This is a genomic window from Pseudomonas sp. LTR0 (assembly GCF_036630035.1).
GTDB lineage: Bacteria > Pseudomonadota > Gammaproteobacteria > Pseudomonadales > Pseudomonadaceae > Aquipseudomonas > Aquipseudomonas putida_Y.
Genome location: NZ_CP123734.1, coordinates 1,037,503 through 1,056,025, shown reverse-complemented (window position 1 = coordinate 1,056,025; position 18,523 = coordinate 1,037,503). Strand labels below are relative to the sequence as shown.

General features: G+C 63.0%; 16 protein-coding genes. 2 read left to right on the top strand and 14 right to left on the bottom strand.

All coding sequences use genetic code 11. From position 1 onward, the window contains the following. Nucleotides 1–15: 15 nt before the first annotated feature. The 3 genes from QCL51_RS04920 to zwf are packed head-to-tail and all read right to left on the bottom strand — an operon-like array spanning nucleotide 16 to nucleotide 2,883. Nucleotides 16–696: a bifunctional 4-hydroxy-2-oxoglutarate aldolase/2-dehydro-3-deoxy-phosphogluconate aldolase gene (locus tag QCL51_RS04920; protein ID WP_101196501.1), complete on the bottom strand. Its 681-nt coding sequence runs from the start codon at nucleotides 694–696 to the stop codon at nucleotides 16–18. Nucleotides 697–713: 17 nt separating this feature from the next. Further along, the gene (gene pgl / locus QCL51_RS04915; RefSeq protein ID WP_021781913.1) at nucleotides 714–1,427 is read right to left on the bottom strand and encodes a 6-phosphogluconolactonase; all 714 of its coding nucleotides are present in this window, start codon (nucleotides 1,425–1,427) and stop codon (nucleotides 714–716) included. Beyond that, nucleotides 1,414–2,883, bottom strand: a complete 1,470-nt coding sequence (gene zwf, locus QCL51_RS04910; protein WP_338444618.1) for a glucose-6-phosphate dehydrogenase — start codon at nucleotides 2,881–2,883, stop codon at nucleotides 1,414–1,416. Before zwf ends, pgl begins: the two co-directional genes overlap by 14 nt. Before the next feature lie 211 nt (nucleotides 2,884–3,094). Here zwf and hexR point away from each other — a divergent pair, with 211 nt between their 5' ends. After that, entirely contained in the window at nucleotides 3,095–3,958 is an 864-nt protein-coding gene (hexR, locus tag QCL51_RS04905; RefSeq protein ID WP_169774905.1) for a DNA-binding transcriptional regulator HexR, read from the top strand. On the opposite strand, the gene QCL51_RS04900 is transcribed toward hexR, so the two are convergent. From QCL51_RS04900 to edd, 11 genes are all read right to left on the bottom strand, one after another. After that, complete coding sequence (locus QCL51_RS04900) at nucleotides 3,951–4,805, bottom strand: D-hexose-6-phosphate mutarotase (RefSeq protein ID WP_103463202.1); 855 nt, start codon at nucleotides 4,803–4,805, stop codon at nucleotides 3,951–3,953. The genes hexR and QCL51_RS04900 overlap by 8 nt on opposite strands. 117 nt (nucleotides 4,806–4,922) lie before the next feature. Continuing rightward, a complete protein-coding gene (locus QCL51_RS04895) occupies nucleotides 4,923–6,266 on the bottom strand; it encodes a carbohydrate porin (protein WP_021781910.1) in 1,344 nt (447 codons plus the stop codon). A 41-nt stretch (nucleotides 6,267–6,307) separates the two neighbouring features. After that, nucleotides 6,308–7,462, bottom strand: coding sequence for a sn-glycerol-3-phosphate ABC transporter ATP-binding protein UgpC (gene ugpC, locus QCL51_RS04890; RefSeq protein ID WP_338444617.1), 1,155 nt, complete (start codon nucleotides 7,460–7,462; stop codon nucleotides 6,308–6,310). 3 nt (nucleotides 7,463–7,465) lie between these two features. After that, a complete protein-coding gene (locus QCL51_RS04885; RefSeq protein ID WP_103463204.1) occupies nucleotides 7,466–8,311 on the bottom strand; it encodes a carbohydrate ABC transporter permease in 846 nt (281 codons plus the stop codon). After that, a complete protein-coding gene (locus tag QCL51_RS04880) occupies nucleotides 8,304–9,212 on the bottom strand; it encodes a sugar ABC transporter permease (protein WP_021781907.1) in 909 nt (302 codons plus the stop codon). Before QCL51_RS04880 ends, QCL51_RS04885 begins: the two co-directional genes overlap by 8 nt. Nucleotides 9,213–9,345: 133 nt before the next feature. Continuing rightward, nucleotides 9,346–10,632, bottom strand: a complete 1,287-nt coding sequence (locus tag QCL51_RS04875) for an ABC transporter substrate-binding protein (RefSeq protein ID WP_135192308.1) — start codon at nucleotides 10,630–10,632, stop codon at nucleotides 9,346–9,348. Between the two features lie 104 nt (nucleotides 10,633–10,736). Further along, nucleotides 10,737–11,987 (bottom strand): AGE family epimerase/isomerase, encoded by a 1,251-nt coding sequence (locus tag QCL51_RS04870; RefSeq protein ID WP_101196499.1) that lies wholly within the window; start codon nucleotides 11,985–11,987, stop codon nucleotides 10,737–10,739. A 228-nt stretch (nucleotides 11,988–12,215) separates the two neighbouring features. After that, nucleotides 12,216–13,670 (bottom strand): ATP-binding protein, encoded by a 1,455-nt coding sequence (locus QCL51_RS04865; RefSeq protein ID WP_021781904.1) that lies wholly within the window; start codon nucleotides 13,668–13,670, stop codon nucleotides 12,216–12,218. Continuing rightward, nucleotides 13,651–14,376, bottom strand: coding sequence for a two-component system response regulator GltR (gene gltR / locus QCL51_RS04860; RefSeq protein WP_101196496.1), 726 nt, complete (start codon nucleotides 14,374–14,376; stop codon nucleotides 13,651–13,653). Before gltR ends, QCL51_RS04865 begins: the two co-directional genes overlap by 20 nt. A gap of 78 nt (nucleotides 14,377–14,454) precedes the next feature. Beyond that, nucleotides 14,455–15,414 carry a glucokinase gene (locus tag QCL51_RS04855; protein WP_021781902.1) on the bottom strand — a complete coding sequence of 320 codons (960 nt, stop codon included), beginning with the start codon at nucleotides 15,412–15,414 and terminating at the stop codon, nucleotides 14,455–14,457. Continuing rightward, entirely contained in the window at nucleotides 15,411–17,237 is a 1,827-nt protein-coding gene (gene edd / locus QCL51_RS04850; RefSeq protein ID WP_103443545.1) for a phosphogluconate dehydratase, read from the bottom strand. The genes QCL51_RS04855 and edd overlap by 4 nt, the downstream gene beginning before the upstream one ends. Nucleotides 17,238–17,501: 264 nt before the next feature. On the opposite strand from edd, the gene gap reads away from it, so the two are divergent. Beyond that, the gene (gene gap / locus QCL51_RS04845; RefSeq protein WP_103443544.1) at nucleotides 17,502–18,503 is read left to right on the top strand and encodes a type I glyceraldehyde-3-phosphate dehydrogenase; all 1,002 of its coding nucleotides are present in this window, start codon (nucleotides 17,502–17,504) and stop codon (nucleotides 18,501–18,503) included. Nucleotides 18,504–18,523: the final 20 nt, after the last annotated feature.

Here is an 18,523-nt window from a genome sequence, read left to right as displayed (position 1 = left end):
AAGCACACAACTGATTCAGTTGGCGTCCAGCAGTGCCATAGCCTCGGCACTGCACGCTTCGATCCGCGCCCAGTCACCGTTCTTGATCCAGCTGCTGTCGAGCATCCAGGTCCCCCCCACGCACATCACGTTTGGCAGGGCCATGTAGTTGCGCACGTTGGCCGGGTTTACACCGCCAGTGGGACAAAAACGAATATCGCCGAATGGGCCACCAAAGGCCTTGATCGCTGCTACGCCGCCGCTGATCTCCGCCGGGAACAACTTGAACCGGCGGTAGCCCAGGGCATAGCCCATCATGATTTCAGACGGCGTACTGATGCCCGGCAACAGCGGGATTTCACTGTCCACCCCCGCCTCGAGAATGTCCTGGGTAATGCCTGGGGTAACGACGAACTGCGCGCCCGCAGCCTCAACCGCTGCGAACATGCTGCGGTCGAGCACGGTACCAGCGCCGACACACAGCTCCGGGCGCTGCTCACGCAGCACCTGAATGGCCTTGAGGCCATGCTGTGAGCGCAGGGTCACTTCCAGGGTACGGATGCCGCCGGCGGCCAGGGCGTCAGCCAGCGGCAGGATGTCTTCCTCACGAGCAATGGTGATTACCGGCAGGATGCGCGCCTTTTTGCAAATGGCGTCGATCCGCGCGGCTTTATCAACCATCGAGAGCTTGGGCTGCGGGCGTTCAAGGGTGGTCATGACTGTGGATCCTTGGCTCATGGGCACCAGTAGATGTCCAGGGGGTCGTGAAGAAAAGCGCGAATCGGCATTTCAGTAAGGTCGTTGCCCGCCAGCGCGGCGCGCAGGGTAGCGAGTTTGCTCTGGCCTTGCACAGACAGCGCGATGAAGGCAGCACTGGCCAGCAGCGAACGGGTCATCGACAGGCGCTGGTGCGGCACGCTCGGCGCCAGCAACGGCAGGCAGCGGCGTGGGCCGGCCGGGTCCAGGCCTGCTTCCAGGTTGGGACTGGCGGGGAACAGCGAGGCGGTATGGCCATCGTCGCCCATGCCCAGCACCAGCACGTCGATCGGCGGTAGCTCAGCCAAGGCCTGGTCAGCTTTGAGCGCAGCTGCATCGAGGTTCTCCGCCTGGTGGTACAGGCCAACGAAGCGGGCCTTGGCGGCTGCGCCCTTCAACAGGTGACGGGCCAGCAGGCCGGCATTGCTGTCGACGTGCTCTACCGGCACCCAGCGCTCATCAGCCAGGCTGACGATGACTTTGGCCCAGTCCAGATTCTCGCTGGCCAGCTTCTCCAGGAACGGCACCGGGCTGCGTCCGCCAGACAACACCAAGCAGGCCTGCCCCTTGGCGGCAATCGCTGCGCGCAGGCGCTCAGCCACATCATGAGCCAAGGACACGGACAGTGCCTTGGCATCCGCCAGTTCATGAGCCTTCACGGCCGCTGGCAGTTTCAGTTCAGATATCCCCATACCACGCCCTCCCATCGCGTGTGATCAGTGCAATCGAGCTCATTGGCCCCCAGGAGCCCGCAGCGTACGGCTTGGGCGCGTCGCCCGCATTACGCCAGCCGGCGATCAACTGGTCGCACCACTTCCAGGCATACTCGATTTCGTCCTTGCGCACGAACAGGTTCTGGTTGCCGCGCATCACTTCGAGCAACAGCCGCTCGTAGGCATCCGGAATTCTTGCACTGCGCCAGGCATCGGAAAAATTCAGCTGCAATGGGCCACTGCGCAGTTGCATGCCTTTGTCCAGGCCCTGCTCCTTGGTCATCACCCGTAAAGAAATGCCTTCGTCCGGTTGCAGGCGGATGATCAGCTTGTTACCGATCTGCAAACGCTGTTCCGGGGCGAAGATGTAGTGCGGCGTTTCCTTGAAGTGAATGACGATCTGCGACAGTTTTTGCGGCATGCGCTTGCCGGTTCGCAGGTAGAACGGCACGCCCGACCAGCGCCAGTTACGGATGTCGGCGCGCAGGGCGACGAAGGTTTCGGTGTCGCTCTGAGCGTTGGCGTTGTCTTCTTCCAGGTAACCAGGCACCGGCTTGCCTTCGCTGTAGCCAGCAATGTACTGGCCGCGCACCACACTGGTGCTCAAACCGTCACCAGTGATCGGTGCAAGGGCCTTGAGCACTTTCACCTTCTCGTCACGAATGGCATCGGCGGACAGTTCGCTGGGCGGATCCATGGCGATCAGGCACAGCAACTGCAGCAGGTGGTTCTGGATCATGTCGCGCAGCTGGCCGGCCTTGTCGAAATAGCCCCAACGGCCCTCGATACCGACCTTTTCCGCCACGGTAATCTCCACATGGGAGATGGAATTCTGGTTCCACTGGGTTTCGAACAGGCTATTGGCGAAACGCAGGGCAATCAGGTTCTGCACCGTCTCTTTGCCCAGGTAGTGGTCGATGCGATAGACCCGGCTTTCAGGGAAGAACCGCGCCACGGCATCGTTGACCCGGCGCGACGATTCCAGGTCGTGGCCAATAGGTTTCTCGAGCACTACCCGGGTGCGCGCAGCCAGCCCGACCTTGTCGAGGTTTTCGCAGATGGCCCCATACACCGCCGCCGCCGTGGCGAAGTAGGCGATCAGCGGCAGCTCGCCAGGCAGTTGCTCGGCAAGGGCCTGGTAACCCTCGGGCTGAAAGAAGTCCAGGTGCTGGTAATTCAGGCGGGCGAGGAAGCGCCCCAGCGCAGCAGGCTCGATGTCTGTCTCGGGCACGTGCCGGCGCAGGTGGGCTTCGATACTGTCCAGGTGCTCCTGCGCACTGCCGGCCTCGCGAGCCAGGGCCAGCAGGCGGGTCTCCGGGTGCAACAGGTTGGCCCGGTCGAGCTGGTAGAGCGCAGGAAACAGCTTGCGCAGTGCCAGGTCGCCGAGGGCGCCAAACAGGGCAAAGGTGCAAGGTTCGACACTGATTGCAGCCATGATGTTGGTTCTTTCCTAAAGTTGGTCTAGGAATACCGCTTTCACACACGGTTTTCAAGGGGAAATGTAGTAAAAACCACAACATTACACACAAGTGTTACAGACAAGTGGTACGCCAACCGCACCGACAGTACGATAGACGACCGTGCAAAAAGCCTGCTGCTCCCACAGCCGGCTGTCTTCCCGACCCAAGGACACACCCATGGACCGCGTGCGAAACCTCCTGGAACAGATCCAGGGCCGCCTCGACGAGCTGAACAAGGCCGAACGCAAAGTCGCCGAAGTCATCCTGCTCAACCCGCAACAAGCCACCCGTTTCAGCATCGCTGCGCTGGCCCAGGCGGCCAAGGTCAGCGAACCGACCGTCAACCGCTTCTGCCGCTCGTTCGGCGTCAGCGGCTACCCCGAACTCAAGCTGCAACTGGCGCAGAGCCTGGCCAGTGGTGCCGCCTATGTCAGCCGCGCGGTGGAGGCCGACGATGACCCGGCCGCCTACACCCAGAAAATCTTCGCCAGCGCCATCGCCTCGCTTGACAGCGCCTGCCAGCAACTGGACCCGCAGCAGGTCAGCCGCGCCGTGGACATGATGATCCAGGCCCGGCAGATCCACTTCTTCGGCCTTGGAGCCTCGGCTCCAGTGGCCCTGGATGCGCAGCACAAGTTCTTCCGCTTCAACCTGGCCGTGTCGGCCCACGCCGATGTGCTGATGCAACGCATGCTGGCCTCGGTCGCCCACACCGGCGATCTGTTCGTGATCATTTCCTACACCGGACGCACCCGCGAACTGGTCGAAGTGGCACGCCTGGCACGTGAAAACGGCGCTTCGGTGCTGGGCCTGACCGCCGCAGGCTCGCCACTGGCCAATGCCTGCAGCCTGAGCCTGCACATCCCGCTGCCGGAAGATACCGACATCTACATGCCGATGACCTCGCGGATCATCCAGCTGACCGTGCTCGATGTGCTGGCCACCGGCATGACCCTGCGCCGCGGCGTGGACTTCCAGCCCCACCTGCGCAAGATCAAGGAAAGCCTCAACGCCAGCCGCTACCCGATCGAGGACGACGAACTCAATTGAGCCGGTGCGCCTGCAAACGCAGGTGCGCACGCTGCCCAGGCGCCAGGCTCAGGCCTTCGCCACTGCCGCTGGTCGCCTCGACGCAGACAAAACGCTGCGACTCGCGGCCAGTCACCCCCATCAGCGGGCGATTGCCAGGGTGCCAGACCACGGTGTCGTCGCTGTCACCGGTGTCGATGCACAGCTCGCGCTGCCAGGCTGGGTCCTGCAATTGCACCCGTGGCGTACCGGGGTAGACCTTCTGGCAGCCGCCCTTGAGCTTCAGCGCGCCATCTTCACGGCAAGCCTGGCGGTTGAGGCGGTCGTAGCCTTCAATGTCTTCCAGCCCAGACAGCGCTATCTCTGACACGTCACTGATGCGCCAGTACGCCAGCAGCGCATGGCTCAGCTGGCAGGGCTCGCTATCCTGATGTTCGGTGCTCAGGCTCAGCTCCATACGGCTACCTAGCCGGGCGTGCAGGTCGACTTGCCAGTCGCACAGGTCCAGCCGCCATTTCAGGGTCACACCCTCCTCGTCCTCACGGCTGTCCACCAGTTTCCAGTCCAGCAGCCGCGCCCAGCCGTGGTCCGGCCACAGGTCTTCGCTGGGATGGCAGCCATACCAGGGCCAGCACACCGGTACACCACCGCGGATCGCCCCCACCTGCGGCCACTGTTCGGCGCACCACAGCCACGGCCGTTCACCCGCCGGTTGAAAGTGCAGCAACTGCGCGCCCTGGCGGCTGAACACCGCCTGGCAACGGGGGTGGTCGATGATCAGGACATCGCGCTGCTGGTAACGCTCCCATTCGAATGTCGGCCGTGGCCGCTGCGAGGAAAAGAAGCGATGGAGCGGATGTTCGGGCATGGTTCAGAGCTCTTGTTGTTCGAGATAGCGCTGTCTCGGCCTATCCCCGACACCCACTGCAGACCAGTGGGTGCCAGGAACCGATAATGGATTGGCGTAAATTTACAACAAGTGCCCTCAGAATGACGACTGAATCTTCAAGCCAGCGACCAGCGCGTTATCTACCTCGTCCACCCCGCCAGGGCTCTTGATGTACTGCAGGTTAGGCCGCACGGTCAGCCAGTTGGTAACGTGGAAGCCGTAGTAGAGCTCTGCGTTGTACTCGGTGCGCTGCAGCGGCACGAAACCAGGGTTGTCGTAATCGTTGATGCCGCTCTGGCCGTTGAGCAACTCGGCGCGCTTCTTCACGTCGTCATTCACATGAATACGCGCAACACCGAAGCCGATGTCATCTTTGGGCCGAGCGTCGAAAGCGCCTTTGTAGACCAACCCCACCTGCTGGTAGTTGTCGACCACGTTGGTGGCCTTGTCGTGCACGGTAAAGTTGGCGAACAGGCTGAGGCCACGGTTGACGTCGCCGCCGTGGGCGGTGACCTGCTGTTGCGCCACCACCCACCATCCGTGCTTGCTGGAGTGCGACTTGAAGGCTTCACCTGTCAGCGCCTGCGGGTTGCCGTTGACGTCGTCGAACACATCGTCAGCCTTGGCCGTGCTGTAGTAGTAACCCAGGCGGTACTCGCCCGGCAGGCCATTGACCTTGGGCGACCACACCGCTTCCACCGGCAAGATCGCACCCTTGGTACCACTGCCGCTGAGCTTGAAGCCGTTGCCGGTTTCCAGGTTGGAAGGGTTCTGCTCGAAGGCCCCGACCTGTACGAAGAACTCCGGGGTGATGTTGTACTTCACCCGCAGCGCCCACTGGCTGACCGGCCAGTTGTACCAGATGCCGCCCACCCAGTTGCCCACCTGCGAGCCGCAGAAGGCCAGGTTCTGGAAGTCGCAAGGGAAGCTGTTGAAGTCCTCGCCCTCGCCAAAGCGGCCAAATTTCACGTCCAGTGCGCCGTCGAAGTACTTCTGCTTGATCCACATCTGGGTCAGGCGCCAGGTCTGGCCACGGCCCCACACTTCCTGCACCGAGCTGAACTGCCCGGCGCGCGGGTCGCTGATGCGGTCGTTGGACAGGTTGCGACCGCTTCGCTCGGTGATTGCCAGCTTGAACTCGGCATCATGCCAGCCCAGTATCTTCTGCAAGTCCAGATGCGCGCCGAGGGCGAACTGGTCGCTGTAGCGTGCGGTCTTGTCGTCGTTGTAGCCGCCATGCAGGTTGCCAGCCACCTCGCCCACATAATCGAGGGTGAAGTCATAGCCCTTGTCCAGCAGCTCGGTCCGGGTGCCGCCCCAGTCGCCGGTCATCCATTTTGATTCGCTGGAAAAAGCCTCGGCAGCCTGTGTACCGCTGCTGCCTACAAGTGCAAGCAAGGCCAACGATCCCAGTGTCTTGATGCGTTTGCGCTGTTCCATCCCTTTGCGTCCTCTTTTTTCTTATTGATGGTGTAGACGAGTCAACGGCCTTTGAAGTGAGCCACGTTGTCCTTTGCAGTTGCGCCAGTGCTGGCCAGATGCAGGCGCTCGCCATTGTCGGCGTCGAACAGCAGCACCCGGGCCGGGTCGAATTGCAGGTTGAGGGTGTCACCCACCCGGCACACCACATCCGGTGCAAGGCGGCAGCACACTTTTGTCTGGTTGAGCGTGACGAACACCAGCAGGTCCGGCCCGGTGGGCTCTGTGACCTGCACCTCGGCGCGGATACCCGGCAAACCATTGCCGTCAGCAGCGCCCAGGGCGATCTGCTCAGGGCGGATGCCGAGGATGATCTCGCGCCCCTCCAGCTCGTCAGCAGCCAGCCCCAAAGGCAGCTCGCAGCGTGCCTGGCCGCTGTCGAGCAGCGCCAGCAAGCGGCCATCGTGCCTGGCCAGACGCACCGGAATGAAGTTCATCGGCGGCGAACCGATGAAGCTGGCCACGAACTGGTTGGCCGGGTCGTTGTAGATCTGCTGCGGGGTGCCGAACTGCTGGATGATGCCGTCCTTCATCACCGCCACCTTGTCGCCCAGGGTCATGGCCTCGATCTGGTCATGGGTGACGTACACCGTCGTGGTCTTCAGGCGCTGGTGCATCAACTTCATTTCGGTGCGCATTTCGACCCGCAGCTTGGCGTCGAGGTTGGACAGGGGTTCATCGAACAGGTAGATCTTGGGTCGCCGCGCCAGTGCCCGGCCCATGGCCACGCGCTGCTGTTGGCCGCCGGACAGCTGCGCCGGCTTGCGCGCCAGCAAGTGTTCGATCTGCAGCAACTTGGCCACCCGCGCCACTTCCTCGTCGATGGCCGCCTGGGGCAGCTTGCGGATCTTCAGGCCGAACTCGATGTTCTCGCGCACACTCATGGTGGGGTACAGCGCATAGGACTGGAACACCATGGCGATATCCCGGTCCTTGGGGCTCATGCCACTGACGTCCTGCTCGTCGATGAGGATCGCCCCGCCGGTGATCTGCTCCAGGCCGGCGATACAGTTCATCAGGGTCGACTTGCCGCAGCCCGACGGCCCCACCAGGATCAGGAACTCGCCATCCTTGATCGACAGCTGAACGTCCTTGAGGGTGTCCGGCAGGCCGCTGCCGTAGGTTTTGTTCACATTGCGAAGTTCGAGCGTTGCCATGGCTTACCCCTTGACCGCGCCGGCCGTCAGCCCGCGCACGAAATATTTGCCTGCCACCACATAGACCAGCAGGGTTGGCAGGCCAGCGATCATCGCTGCCGCCATGTCGACGTTGTATTCCTTGGCCCCGGTGCTGGTATTGACCAGATTGTTCAGGGCTACGGTGATCGGTTGCGAATCGCCGCTGGAGAACACCACGCCGAACAGGAAGTCGTTCCAGATCTGGGTGAACTGCCAGATCAGGCAGACCATGATGATCGGCGTGGACATCGGCAGGATGATGCGGCGGAAGATGGTGAAGAACCCGGCACCGTCCAACCGTGCGGCTTTGACCAGCGCGTCGGGGATACTCACGTAGAAGTTGCGGAAGAACAGCGTGGTGAAGGCCAGGCCGTAGACCACATGCACCAGCACCAGGCCGCTGGTGGTGCTGGCCAGGCCAAGCTTGCCGAGGGTGAACGAGGCCGGCAGCAGCACGGTCTGGAACGGCAGGAAGCAGCCGAACAGCAGCAGGCCGAAGAACAGTTGCGAACCCCGAAAGCGCCACATCGACAGCACATAGCCGTTCAGTGCACCAATAGCGGTGGATATCAGCACCGCTGGCACGGTAATCATGATCGAGTTCCAGAAGTAACCGCTGACCGCTGCCCAGGCCTTGGCCCAGCCTATGCCGGTAATCACCGCAGGCCAGCTCAGCAGGTTGCCGGTGCTGATGTCTTCGGGGGTCTTGAAGCTGGTCAGCAGCATCACCACCAGCGGTACCAGATACAGCAGCACGGCTATCAGCAACACGGCATGGATGGCCATACGGCTGAAGCTGAGCACCGGCTTGTCGACAGGACTATGCATGGCGTTTGCTCCGCAGCTCCGAGTACAGGTAAGGCACGAGGATCGCCAGGATCGCCCCGAGCATGAGGATGGCGCTGGCCGAGCCTATGCCCATCTGGCCGCGGCTGAAGGTGAACGAATACATGAACATTGCAGGCAGGTCGGACGAGTAACCCGGGCCGCCGGCCGTCATCGCCGCCACCAGGTCGAAGCTCTTGATGGCAATGTGCGAGAGGATCATCAGCGCGCTGAAGAACACTGGGCGCAGGCTGGGCAGCACTACAGTCCAGTAGATGCGCGGCAAGCTGGCACCGTCGATCTGGGCGGCGCGGATGATCGATTGGTCAACGCCGCGCAGGCCGGCGAGGAACATCGCCATGATAAAGCCCGAGGCCTGCCACACGGCGGCGATCACCAGGCAGTACACGACCCGGTCAGGGTCGATCAGCCAGTCCAGGCGAAAGCCCTCCCAGCCCCAGTCACGCAACAGCTTGTCCAGGCCCATGCCGGGGTTGAGCAGCCATTTCCACGCGGTACCGGTGACGATCATCGACAACGCCATGGGGTACAGGTAAATGGTGCGAATGAAGCCCTCACGGCGGATGCGCTGGTCCAGCAGCACCGCCAGCAACACACCGATGGCCAGGCTGATGGCAATGAACAGGCCGCCGAACAGAAGCAGGTTCTTGCTCGCCACCCACCAGCGGTCGTTGTCGAACAGACGGGCGTATTGCGCAAGGCCCGCCCACTTGTAGGTGGGCAGAAAGGTCGAGGTGGTGAAGGACAGCACGAAGGTCCAGAGGATGTAGCCGTAGAAGCCCACCAGGACGATGAACATGCTGGGTGCCAGCACCAGCTTGGGCAGCCAGCGCTGAAGCGCGTCCAGGGGTGAGGCCCGCAGTTGGGCGGTGGTAGTGCTCATGTATTGAATCCCGAGGTAGTGGCGGTGCTGCGCACCGCTTCGCGGGCAAGCCCGCTCCCACAGGTCCGGCGTCATGACCAGGAACAGTGGTGAGCAGGGCCCATCTGGGAGCGGGCGTGCCCGCGAACAGCCGTTACCGGGCAGCCTTGATCGCCGCCGCCAGCTTCTTCGCCGCATCGGCCGGGTCGGCCTTGGGGTCGTTGATGTAGTTGGTCACCACATCGAAGAACGCGCCCTGCACGGCCAGCGTGGTGGCCATGTTGTGCGCCATGCTCGGTTGCAGGCCGCCCGTTTTGGAGTCGGCCAGGAAGTCCTTGGCGGAGGTTTGAGCACAGGCATCGAAACCATACTTGCCCATGTCGGCAAGCATGTCGTTGCGTACCGGGATCGAGCCCTTGTTGATGCTGAAGACCTTCTGGAAGTCCTCACCCAGCACCTTGCGGGCGATATCCTGCTGGCCAGCAGAGGTGCCAGCGTTGTTCTGCTTGAACACCACCAGCGAGTCGATGTTGTACAGGAACGCCTTGTCGGTGCCGGGGAATGGCACGCACTGGTAATCCTTGCCGGCGGTTTTCTTTGCCAGTGTCCATTCGCTCTTGGCCCAGTCGCCCATGATCTGCATGCCGGCCTTGCCGTTGATGACCTTGGCGGCTTCCAGGTTCCAGTCCTGGCCCTTGCCGTCCGGGTCCATGTAGGTGGCGACCTTCTTCAGCTCGGTCAGCGCCTTGACCATGTCCGGGCCGGTCAGGGCGGTGTTGTCGAGGTCGACCAAGGCCTTCTTGTAGCCGTCGACGCCCATTACCGACAACACCACGCTTTCGAACACGGTGCTGTCCTGCCAGGGTTGGCCACCATGGGCCAGCGGGATGAAGCCAGCAGCCTTGAGCTTGTCAGCGGCGGCGTAGAATTCCTCGAGGGTGGTGGGCGCCTTGTCGATGCCGGCCTTCTTGAATACTTCGGGGTTGATCCACAGCCAGTTGATACGGTGGATATTCACCGGCACGGCAACATAATCACCGTCGTACTTCACGGTGTCGGCGACTTTCTTGTCCAGCAGGGAGTCCCACTTTTCTTCCTTGGCCACATCCTTGAGCACATCGGCGTCCAGCAGGCCGGTGGCCGCCCAGTCCTGGATGTCGGGGCCTTTGATCTGCGCGACACCGGGCGGGTTGCCTGCGACGGCGCGGCTCTTCAGCACGGTCATGGCCGTGGCACCGCCGCCGCCGGCAACGGCGCCGTCCTTCCAGATGAAGCCATCTTTTTCGACCTGGGCCTTGAGCACATCGACCGCGGCTTTTTCACCACCGGAGGTCCACCAGTGCACCACTTCGACGCTGCCTTTGGCGTCAGCAGCCTGGGCACCCAGGGGGATCAAGGAGGCAAAGGAAATTGCGGCAGCGAAACGGAGCGTGGAATTCATCGAGGCACCTTTCTTGTTGTTATGCCGTGCAAGTCGATCGCTTGCGTTGCATGAAGTCTAAACAGCGCGCTCGCCTCGTCAGGTAACGAAGCGATGCGTGAATGTCATCGTTTGGTTACATTGCCGCCCAGGTTGCTGGCCAGGCTGGGTGCCAGGGGCAAGCCTGGCAACAGCAGCGCCTGGTAGGCGTGATATAGGTCGGGCTTGCCCGGCCAGAGGGTGCCGGCCGGCTGGTTGTGTGCATCGAGTTCGTGGTGCCAGCTGCCGCCGATGGGGTCGATGAAATGATTGGCGATAAAGCCCCAGCAGCAGCGGTACCACTGTTCGTAATGCGCCTCGCCGGTGCGTTGCAACAGGGCTGCCGCAGCGGCGCAGGCCTCGGCGTGCACCCAGTGCAGTCGTGCATGCACCACCGGGCGATCAGCCCAGTCCAGCGTATAGACGAAACCCGGTTCACCATCGACGTTCCAGGCCTGCTGGCAGGCGGTGTCGAACAATGCGCGGGCACTGTTCGGCAGCCATTGCGGGGCGCACAGGCCGGCCCGTTCAAGGCTGGCTTCCAGGTGCAGCAGCAACCGCGCCCACTCCAGGGCATGCCCGGGTGTAGTGCCATAAGGCCGAAAGGGGTCGGCGGGGTGTTCGAGGTTGTAATCCGGCAGCGGTGCCCAATGGGCATCGAAATGTTCGATCACCCGATAACCGTTGGCGGCAGCATGGCCATGGATGATGCGTTCGGTAATTCGCAGGGCGCGTTGCAGCCACAGGCCGTTGCCGGTGGCATCTGCCAAAGCCAGAAAGGCCTCGGTCGCGTGCATGTTGCTGTTGGCGCCCCGGTACGGCTCGGGGAGCTGCCAGGCGCGGGAGAAGGCTTCCCGCAGGGCACCTTCTTCTTCGCTCCAGAAATGCGCTTCGATCACCTGGATTGCGTCTGCCAACAGCGTGCCAGCGTCGACAGCGCCCGCCACAACCGCCGAGCTGGCAGCCAGGGCGACGAAGGCATGCAGGTAGGCCGCCTTGCCGCTATCGACGTGGCCGTCGGGGTGAGCGAACCAGCCGCCGTGGTCGGCATCCTGCATGGCTCCGCGCAGTGCTGCCACACCGTGCTCGGCATAGGCCAGGCTGCCAGGGATGCCCTGCAGATGGGCCAAGGCGAAGCAATGGGTCATACGGGCGGTGTTCATGGTTTCGGCACGGGCACCAGGGGCGAGTTGCCCGTTGGCATCCAGATTGCCGAAACCGTCGGGTAGTTTCGCGGCCTTGGCAAAGGCCAGCAGGCGCTGTGCTTCAGCCAAGCGCCAGGCGTTGTGGGCCGGGGCATTGAGCCAGCTGTCAGCGGACAGGTTGAGGGAGGTCATGGGCCAGCTTGATCCTTGCCAGTCATTTGCGAATTCTAGCCAGCGGGGTCATGGCGGATGTCACGAAGGACGGCGGGATTGTCACCGGTCAGTGACATTTCGCCTGCCTGTATTGGCCTCTTCGCGGGCGCGCCCGCTCCCACAAAGACCACACAGCCTTCCAAGTTTACGCTGTACCTGTGGGAGCGGGCTTGCCCGCGAAGAGGCCCACACAGGCACCCCAAAAAATCAATCCATACCCCGTGGCAGATACAGAGTCACCCGCAGCCCGCCCTCGCGCAGGTTCAGCAAGCTCACCTCGCCCCCATGGCTATGGGCGATGTTGCGCGCAATGCCCAACCCCAGCCCATACCCCTGCTGCTGCCCGGCCAGACGGAAATGCGGCTCGAACACCTGTTCCAGCTGCTGCTGCGGCACCCCGGGCCCCTGGTCATCCACCTGCAGCACAAAGCCTTCTGCCCCGTCGATGATGCGCAGCCGCGCCCGTTCGCCGTACTTGATGGCGTTGTCGATCAGGTTGCCGATGCAACGACGCAATGCCAGCGGCTTGCCCGGGTAAGGCGCCAGCGCCTGGCCCTCGACGGTGATGCGACCATCGCCCAGGTAAGGCTCGGCCAGAATCTCCAGCACCTGGTTGAGGTCGACCGGCTCGATGTTTTCGTGGATGTCGGTGTCCTTTACGCACTGCAAGGCGCCTTTGACCAGCAACTCCAGCTCGTCCAGATCCTGGCTGAACTTGGCCTGCAGGCGCTCGTCCTCCAGCAGTTCGACACGCAGGCGCAAGCGGGTGATTGGCGTGCGCAGGTCGTGGGAAATGGCGCTGAACAACTGGCTGCGTTCAGTCAGGTAGCGGCTGATTCGCTCACGCATGCTGTTGAACGCCCGACTAACCTCGACCACTTCACTGCCGCCCGCTTCAGCCAACGGCGCCACATCGGCGCCCAACGACATTTCCCGCGCAGCCCGCGCCAGCCGTTTGAGCGGCCAACTTTGCCAGTGCACCAGCAGGCCGATGAACAGCAGCAGCAAGGTTGTGGTGAGCACGATGAAACCGATCTGCTGCCGAGGCAGGCGTTCGGCCTCCAGGCTGGTATAGGGTTCAGGCAGCAACGAGGCGATATACAACCACTCCCCCTCACCCAGACGGATCTGCGTTACCAGCACCGGCGGGTTGAGTGGTTCCAGGGTCAACGAGTAATGCGCCCAGGAGCGCGGTAGCTCGTCGAGCTTCAGGCCACTGTTGAAGATACGCAGGTCGTCGGGGGCGACGAACGCTACGGAAATTTCCATCTGTGAACCCAGGCGCTCGTGCAGCACCTGCTGGAACACATCGATCACCGCCTGCTTGCGAGGGGTGATGGGCAGTGCCTGCATGTCCAGCGGCGTGGCGTTAAGCGACACGAAAAAACGCGTGCCGCCCATGCTGCGCAATTGGTCGAGCACCAGCGGCCGGTAGGCCACCGGCAGCGAGCGGAAGTAACTGACGCTGGCACTCATGGAATGGGCCAGGCTGCTGGCGCTGGCACGCAGCCCCTGAAGCTGGCTGGCGCGCAGCTGAGATACCCAGATAATGCTGGACAACCCCTGGGCCAGCAGGACAACCAGCAAGGTCAGCAGCAGCATGCGCCCCAGCAAGGAGCGCGGCAGCAGGCGCCAGCGCCGCTCAGGGCGCACAGCAGACATGCGCCGCCAACAAGTAGCCACTGCCTCGCACGGTGCGGATCAGCCGGGGAGGTTTGTCGGTATCGCGCAGGCGCTGGCGCAGACGGCTGACCGCCATGTCGACGATACGGTCCAGCGGCATCGGTTCGCGGCCACGGGTGGCGTTGCCGATGGTGTCGCGGTCGAGGATTTGCTGCGGGTGATCGAGGAACAGTTTGAGCAGGGCAAAGTCGGCGCCGGAGAGGATCACCTCCTCTCCATCACGGTGGAACAGGCGGTGGCTGACCGTGTCCAGGCGCCAGTCGTCGAAGGCCAGCACGGCGCTGCCCGGCGCCGTCTGGCCGAACTCGGTGCGGCGCAACAAAGCCTTGATTCGCGCTTGCAGTTCGCGGGGGCTGAACGGCTTGCCCAGATAGTCATCAGCGCCCAGTTCCAGGCCAATGACCCGGTCAGCCTCGTCCGAGCTGGCGGTGAGCATGATGATAGGTACGCGCGCCTGGCGTGGGTGCTGGCGTACCCAGCGGCACAAGCTGAAGCCGTCTTCGTCGGGCAACATGACGTCAAGAATGACCAGGTCGCAGGGCGTGGTTTCCAGCGCACGGCGAAAGCCCCTGCCGTCAGCCTCGGCATGCACCTGGAAGCCGGAGCGGCTCAGGTAGGTTTGCAGCAATTCACGGATTTCCTGGTCGTCGTCGACCATCAGGATCGATTTGCCGGCAGTGCTCAAGGTGGTCCTTCCTCTTGTTGATTGCAGGTCTTTTTGCCTGCTGTCGGGTATTGCCATCGGGGCCGCCAAGTGGCCCCATCAGTGATCCAACGCCTGCTGCAACGCTACACCGGCCCCCTCCAACCCGGAAAACTCCGCCGTCACCAGCCACACCGGCACCCCGGCAAAATAGCCACTCATACACCCCTTGTCGGCAAAACTCGCGGCAAACCCGCTACGCAAGAACAGCTCGGCAAAGCGCGGAATCACACCGCCAACAATATAGACCCCGCCTCGTGCGCCCAGCGTCAGCACATTGTTACCCGCCACTCGCCCAAGGAAACGGCAGAACTGCTCGACCACCGCCAGCGCTCGCGGCTCACCGCCCAGTGCGGCATCGGTGATATGCGCCGGGGTCTTGTGCCTGGGCGTGTCGCCGTCCAGCGCACAGATCGCCTGGTACAGCCGCACCAGGCCACCACCACTGAGCACGGCCTCGGCGCTGACATGACCGATCTGACTGTGGATCTGCTGGTGGATTGCCGCTTCGCGAGCATTGCCTACCGGCAGGTCAACATGCCCGCCTTCACCCGGCAGGGCCTTCCAGTGCTGTTCGCCCAGACGCAGCAACGAGCCCACACCCAGGCCAGTACCTGGGCCGATCACCAGTGCCGGCCTCGAGGGGTCGGCCTGGCCGGGGCACACCTCGCGGAACTCGCCTTCGCGCAGACGGGTCATGCCCAGCGCCATCGCGGTGAAATCATTGATCAGCAACAGTCGCTCGACCTGCAAGGTCTTGCAAAATGCCGTGCGGCTCAGGCGCCAGTGGTTGTTGGTGAAGCGGAATTCATCGCCATCGACCGGGCCGGCCACCGCCAGGCACACCGCCGCCAGGCCGCCACGGGCGATACCCTGGCTTTCCAGATAGGCCTCGATGGCCTGCTCGGGGTTGGTGTAGTCCGCGGTGGCGAAAATTTTTACCTCATGCAGCTGGTTGTCACGCCACAACGCAAAACGGGCATTGGTGCCGCCAATATCACCAACCAGCAGGTGCTTCATTTGAGGTGCTCCAGGGCCGAGGTAAAGGCACTGGCGCCCTGCTCTGCCGGGCTGAACGCCATGCGCATGAAGCCGAACAGCTCGCGCCCACACCCCAGGTCGTTGCCCTGGGGCGCTGGCGGCAGCTCACGGCTGGCCAGTTCTTCTGCCGACACCATGATCCGCAACGTGCCTTCGACACCGTCGACTCGCACGATATCACCATCGCGCACCCGCGCCAGCGGGCCGCCGTCGTAAGCCTCCGGGCAAACGTGGATGGCCGCGGGGATCTTGCCCGAGGCACCGGACATACGTCCGTCGGTAACCAGCGCAACTTTGTAGCCACGGTCCTGCAACACACCGAGGAACGGGGTGAGCTTGTGCAGTTCCGGCATGCCATTGCAACGCGGGCCCTGGAAGCGCACCACCGCGACAAAGTCACGCTCCAGCTCGCCGGCCTTGAACGCGTCGGCCAGCGATTGCTGGTCCTGGAACACCCGTGCGGGGGCCTCGACCACCTGGTGCTCAGGGGCGACGGCAGACACTTTCATCACGCCACGACCCAGGTTGCCTTCCATCACCCGCAGGCCGCCTTCGGCCGAGAATGGCCGCGACACCGGGCGCAGGATGCTTTCGTCCAGGCTCTGTTGCGGCCCTTCGCGCCACACCAGCTTGCCATCGTCGAGGAAGGGTTCCTGGGTGTAGCGGCGCAGGCCATGGCCGGCCACGGTGTTGACATCTTCGTGCAGCAGGCCGGCGTCGAGCAGTTCACGAATCAGGAAGGCCATGCCGCCGGCAGCCTGGAAGTGGTTGATGTCGGCCTTGCCGTTGGGGTACACGTGCGACAGGGTCGGCACCACTTCGGAGAGGTCGGCCATGTCCTGCCAGGTCAGCTGGATACCCGCAGCCTGGGCAATCGCCGGGATGTGCAGGGTGTGGTTGGTCGAGCCGCCGGTAGCGTGCAGCGCGACGATGGAGTTGACCAGCGCCTTCTCGTCGACGATTTCGCCCAGCGGCATGAAGCTGCCGCTGGCCTTGGTCATGCGCGTCACCTGCTGCGCGGCCTCGGCGGTGAGTGCGTCGCGCAGCGGTGTGTACGGGTTGACGAACGAGGCGCCCGGCAGGTGCAGCCCCATCACCTCCATCACCAATTGGTTGGTGTTGGCGGTGCCATAGAAGGTGCAGGTGCCGGGGCTATGGTAGGAATTCATCTCGGACTCCAGCAGCTCTTCGCGGCTGGCCTTGCCTTCGGCATAGCGCTGGCGCACATCGGCCTTCTGCTTGTTGGAGATGCCGGAAACCATCGGTCCGCCCGGGACGAAGATGGTCGGCAGGTGGCCGAAGCGCAGCGCGCCCATCATCAGGCCGGGGACGATCTTGTCGCAGATGCCCAGCATCAGTGCTGCGTCGAACATGTTGTGCGACAGCGCTACCGCCGTGGACATTGCGATCACTTCACGGCTGGCGATAGCCAACTCCATGCCCGGCTCGCCCTGGGTCACACCGTCGCACATGGCCGGCACGCCACCGGCAAACTGGCCGACCGAACCGACCTCGCGCAAGGCCTGCTTGATCTGCTCGGGGAAATGCAGGTACGGCTGGTGGGCAGACAACATGTCGTTGTAGGCCGAGACGATGGCCACGTTGGCCGCGTTCATCAGGCGCAGAGTCTGCTTGTCTTCGCTGCCGCAACCGGCCACGCCGTGGGCGAAGTTGGCGCACTGCAGGCTGGCACGCATGGGGCCGTCACTGGCCGCGCCACGAATCAGCTGCAGGTAGCGTTCGCGGGTGGCTCGGCTGCGTTCGACCAGCCGCTGGGTGACCTCAAGGATGCGCGGATGCATGTACTGGACTCCAGGCTAATTGTAAGGGCGGTTTACCGGGCATTTCCCCTCCAAACGATTGCGGCCTAGGCTCATGGTTAGGAGCCCGCTGCATCGGTGGAGGCACGTCGCCCAACCACTCGTTGTATATTTAAACAAAATACTGCCACTAAAAAGGCTTGTTTTCTATCAGCCAGTGAATAATCTTGTAATTCCAACAACAAAACCGTTTCAGTGAAGCTCCTTTGTGCCACAGGTTTCACTCGAACTGCCAGAGGTACTGCCATGACCCTTCGCATCGCCATCAATGGATTCGGCCGAATCGGACGCAATGTCCTGCGCGCACTGTATACCCAAGGCTATCGCCAGGACCTGCAGGTCGTCGCCATCAACGACCTGGGCGACAGCGCCATGAATGCCCACCTGCTCAAGTACGACAGTGTCCACGGCATCTTTGACGCGACCGTCGAGGCCGACCACGAAAGCCTGACGGTCAACGGTGACCGTATCGCGGTCAGTGCCATCCGCAATCCGGCCGAACTGCCCTGGAAGGCCGAGGCGATCGACGTGGTGTTCGAATGCACCGGGCTGTTCACCGACCGGGCCAAGGCTGCTGCGCACCTGGCCGCCGGGGCGGGCAAGGTGATTGTCTCGGCACCGGCCAAGGGTGCCGATGCCACCGTGGTATACGGGGTCAACCACGACATCCTGCGCGCCTCGCACCAGGTCATTTCCAATGCCTCCTGCACCACCAACTGCCTGGCGCCGATCGCTCAGGTGCTGCACCGGGAGTTCGGCATCGAGCAAGGCCTGATGACCACCATCCACGCCTACACCAACGACCAGGTGCTGACTGACGTGTACCACAGCGACCCGTACCGCGCGCGTTCAGCGACCCAGTCGATGATCCCGAGCAAGACCGGTGCCGCCGAGGCCGTGGGCCTGGTGCTGCCGGAACTGGCCGGCAAGCTGACCGGCATGGCGGTGCGGGTGCCCGTCATCAACGTGTCGCTGGTAGACCTCACTGTCAACCTCAAGCGCGAAGCTACGGCGGAGCAGGTCAACCAGCTGTTCCTCGAGGCCAGCAAGCATTCCAAGGTATTGGGCTACAACGCCCTGCCATTGGTTTCCTGCGATTTCAACCACAACCCGCTGTCGTCGATCTACGATGCCAACCATACCCGCGCCAACGGGCGGATGCTCAAGGTGCTGGCCTGGTATGACAACGAATGGGGGTTCAGCAACCGGATGCTGGATAACTGTTTGGCGTTGTGCCGGGCTGGCTGAGCATGACAAGGCATTTTCGG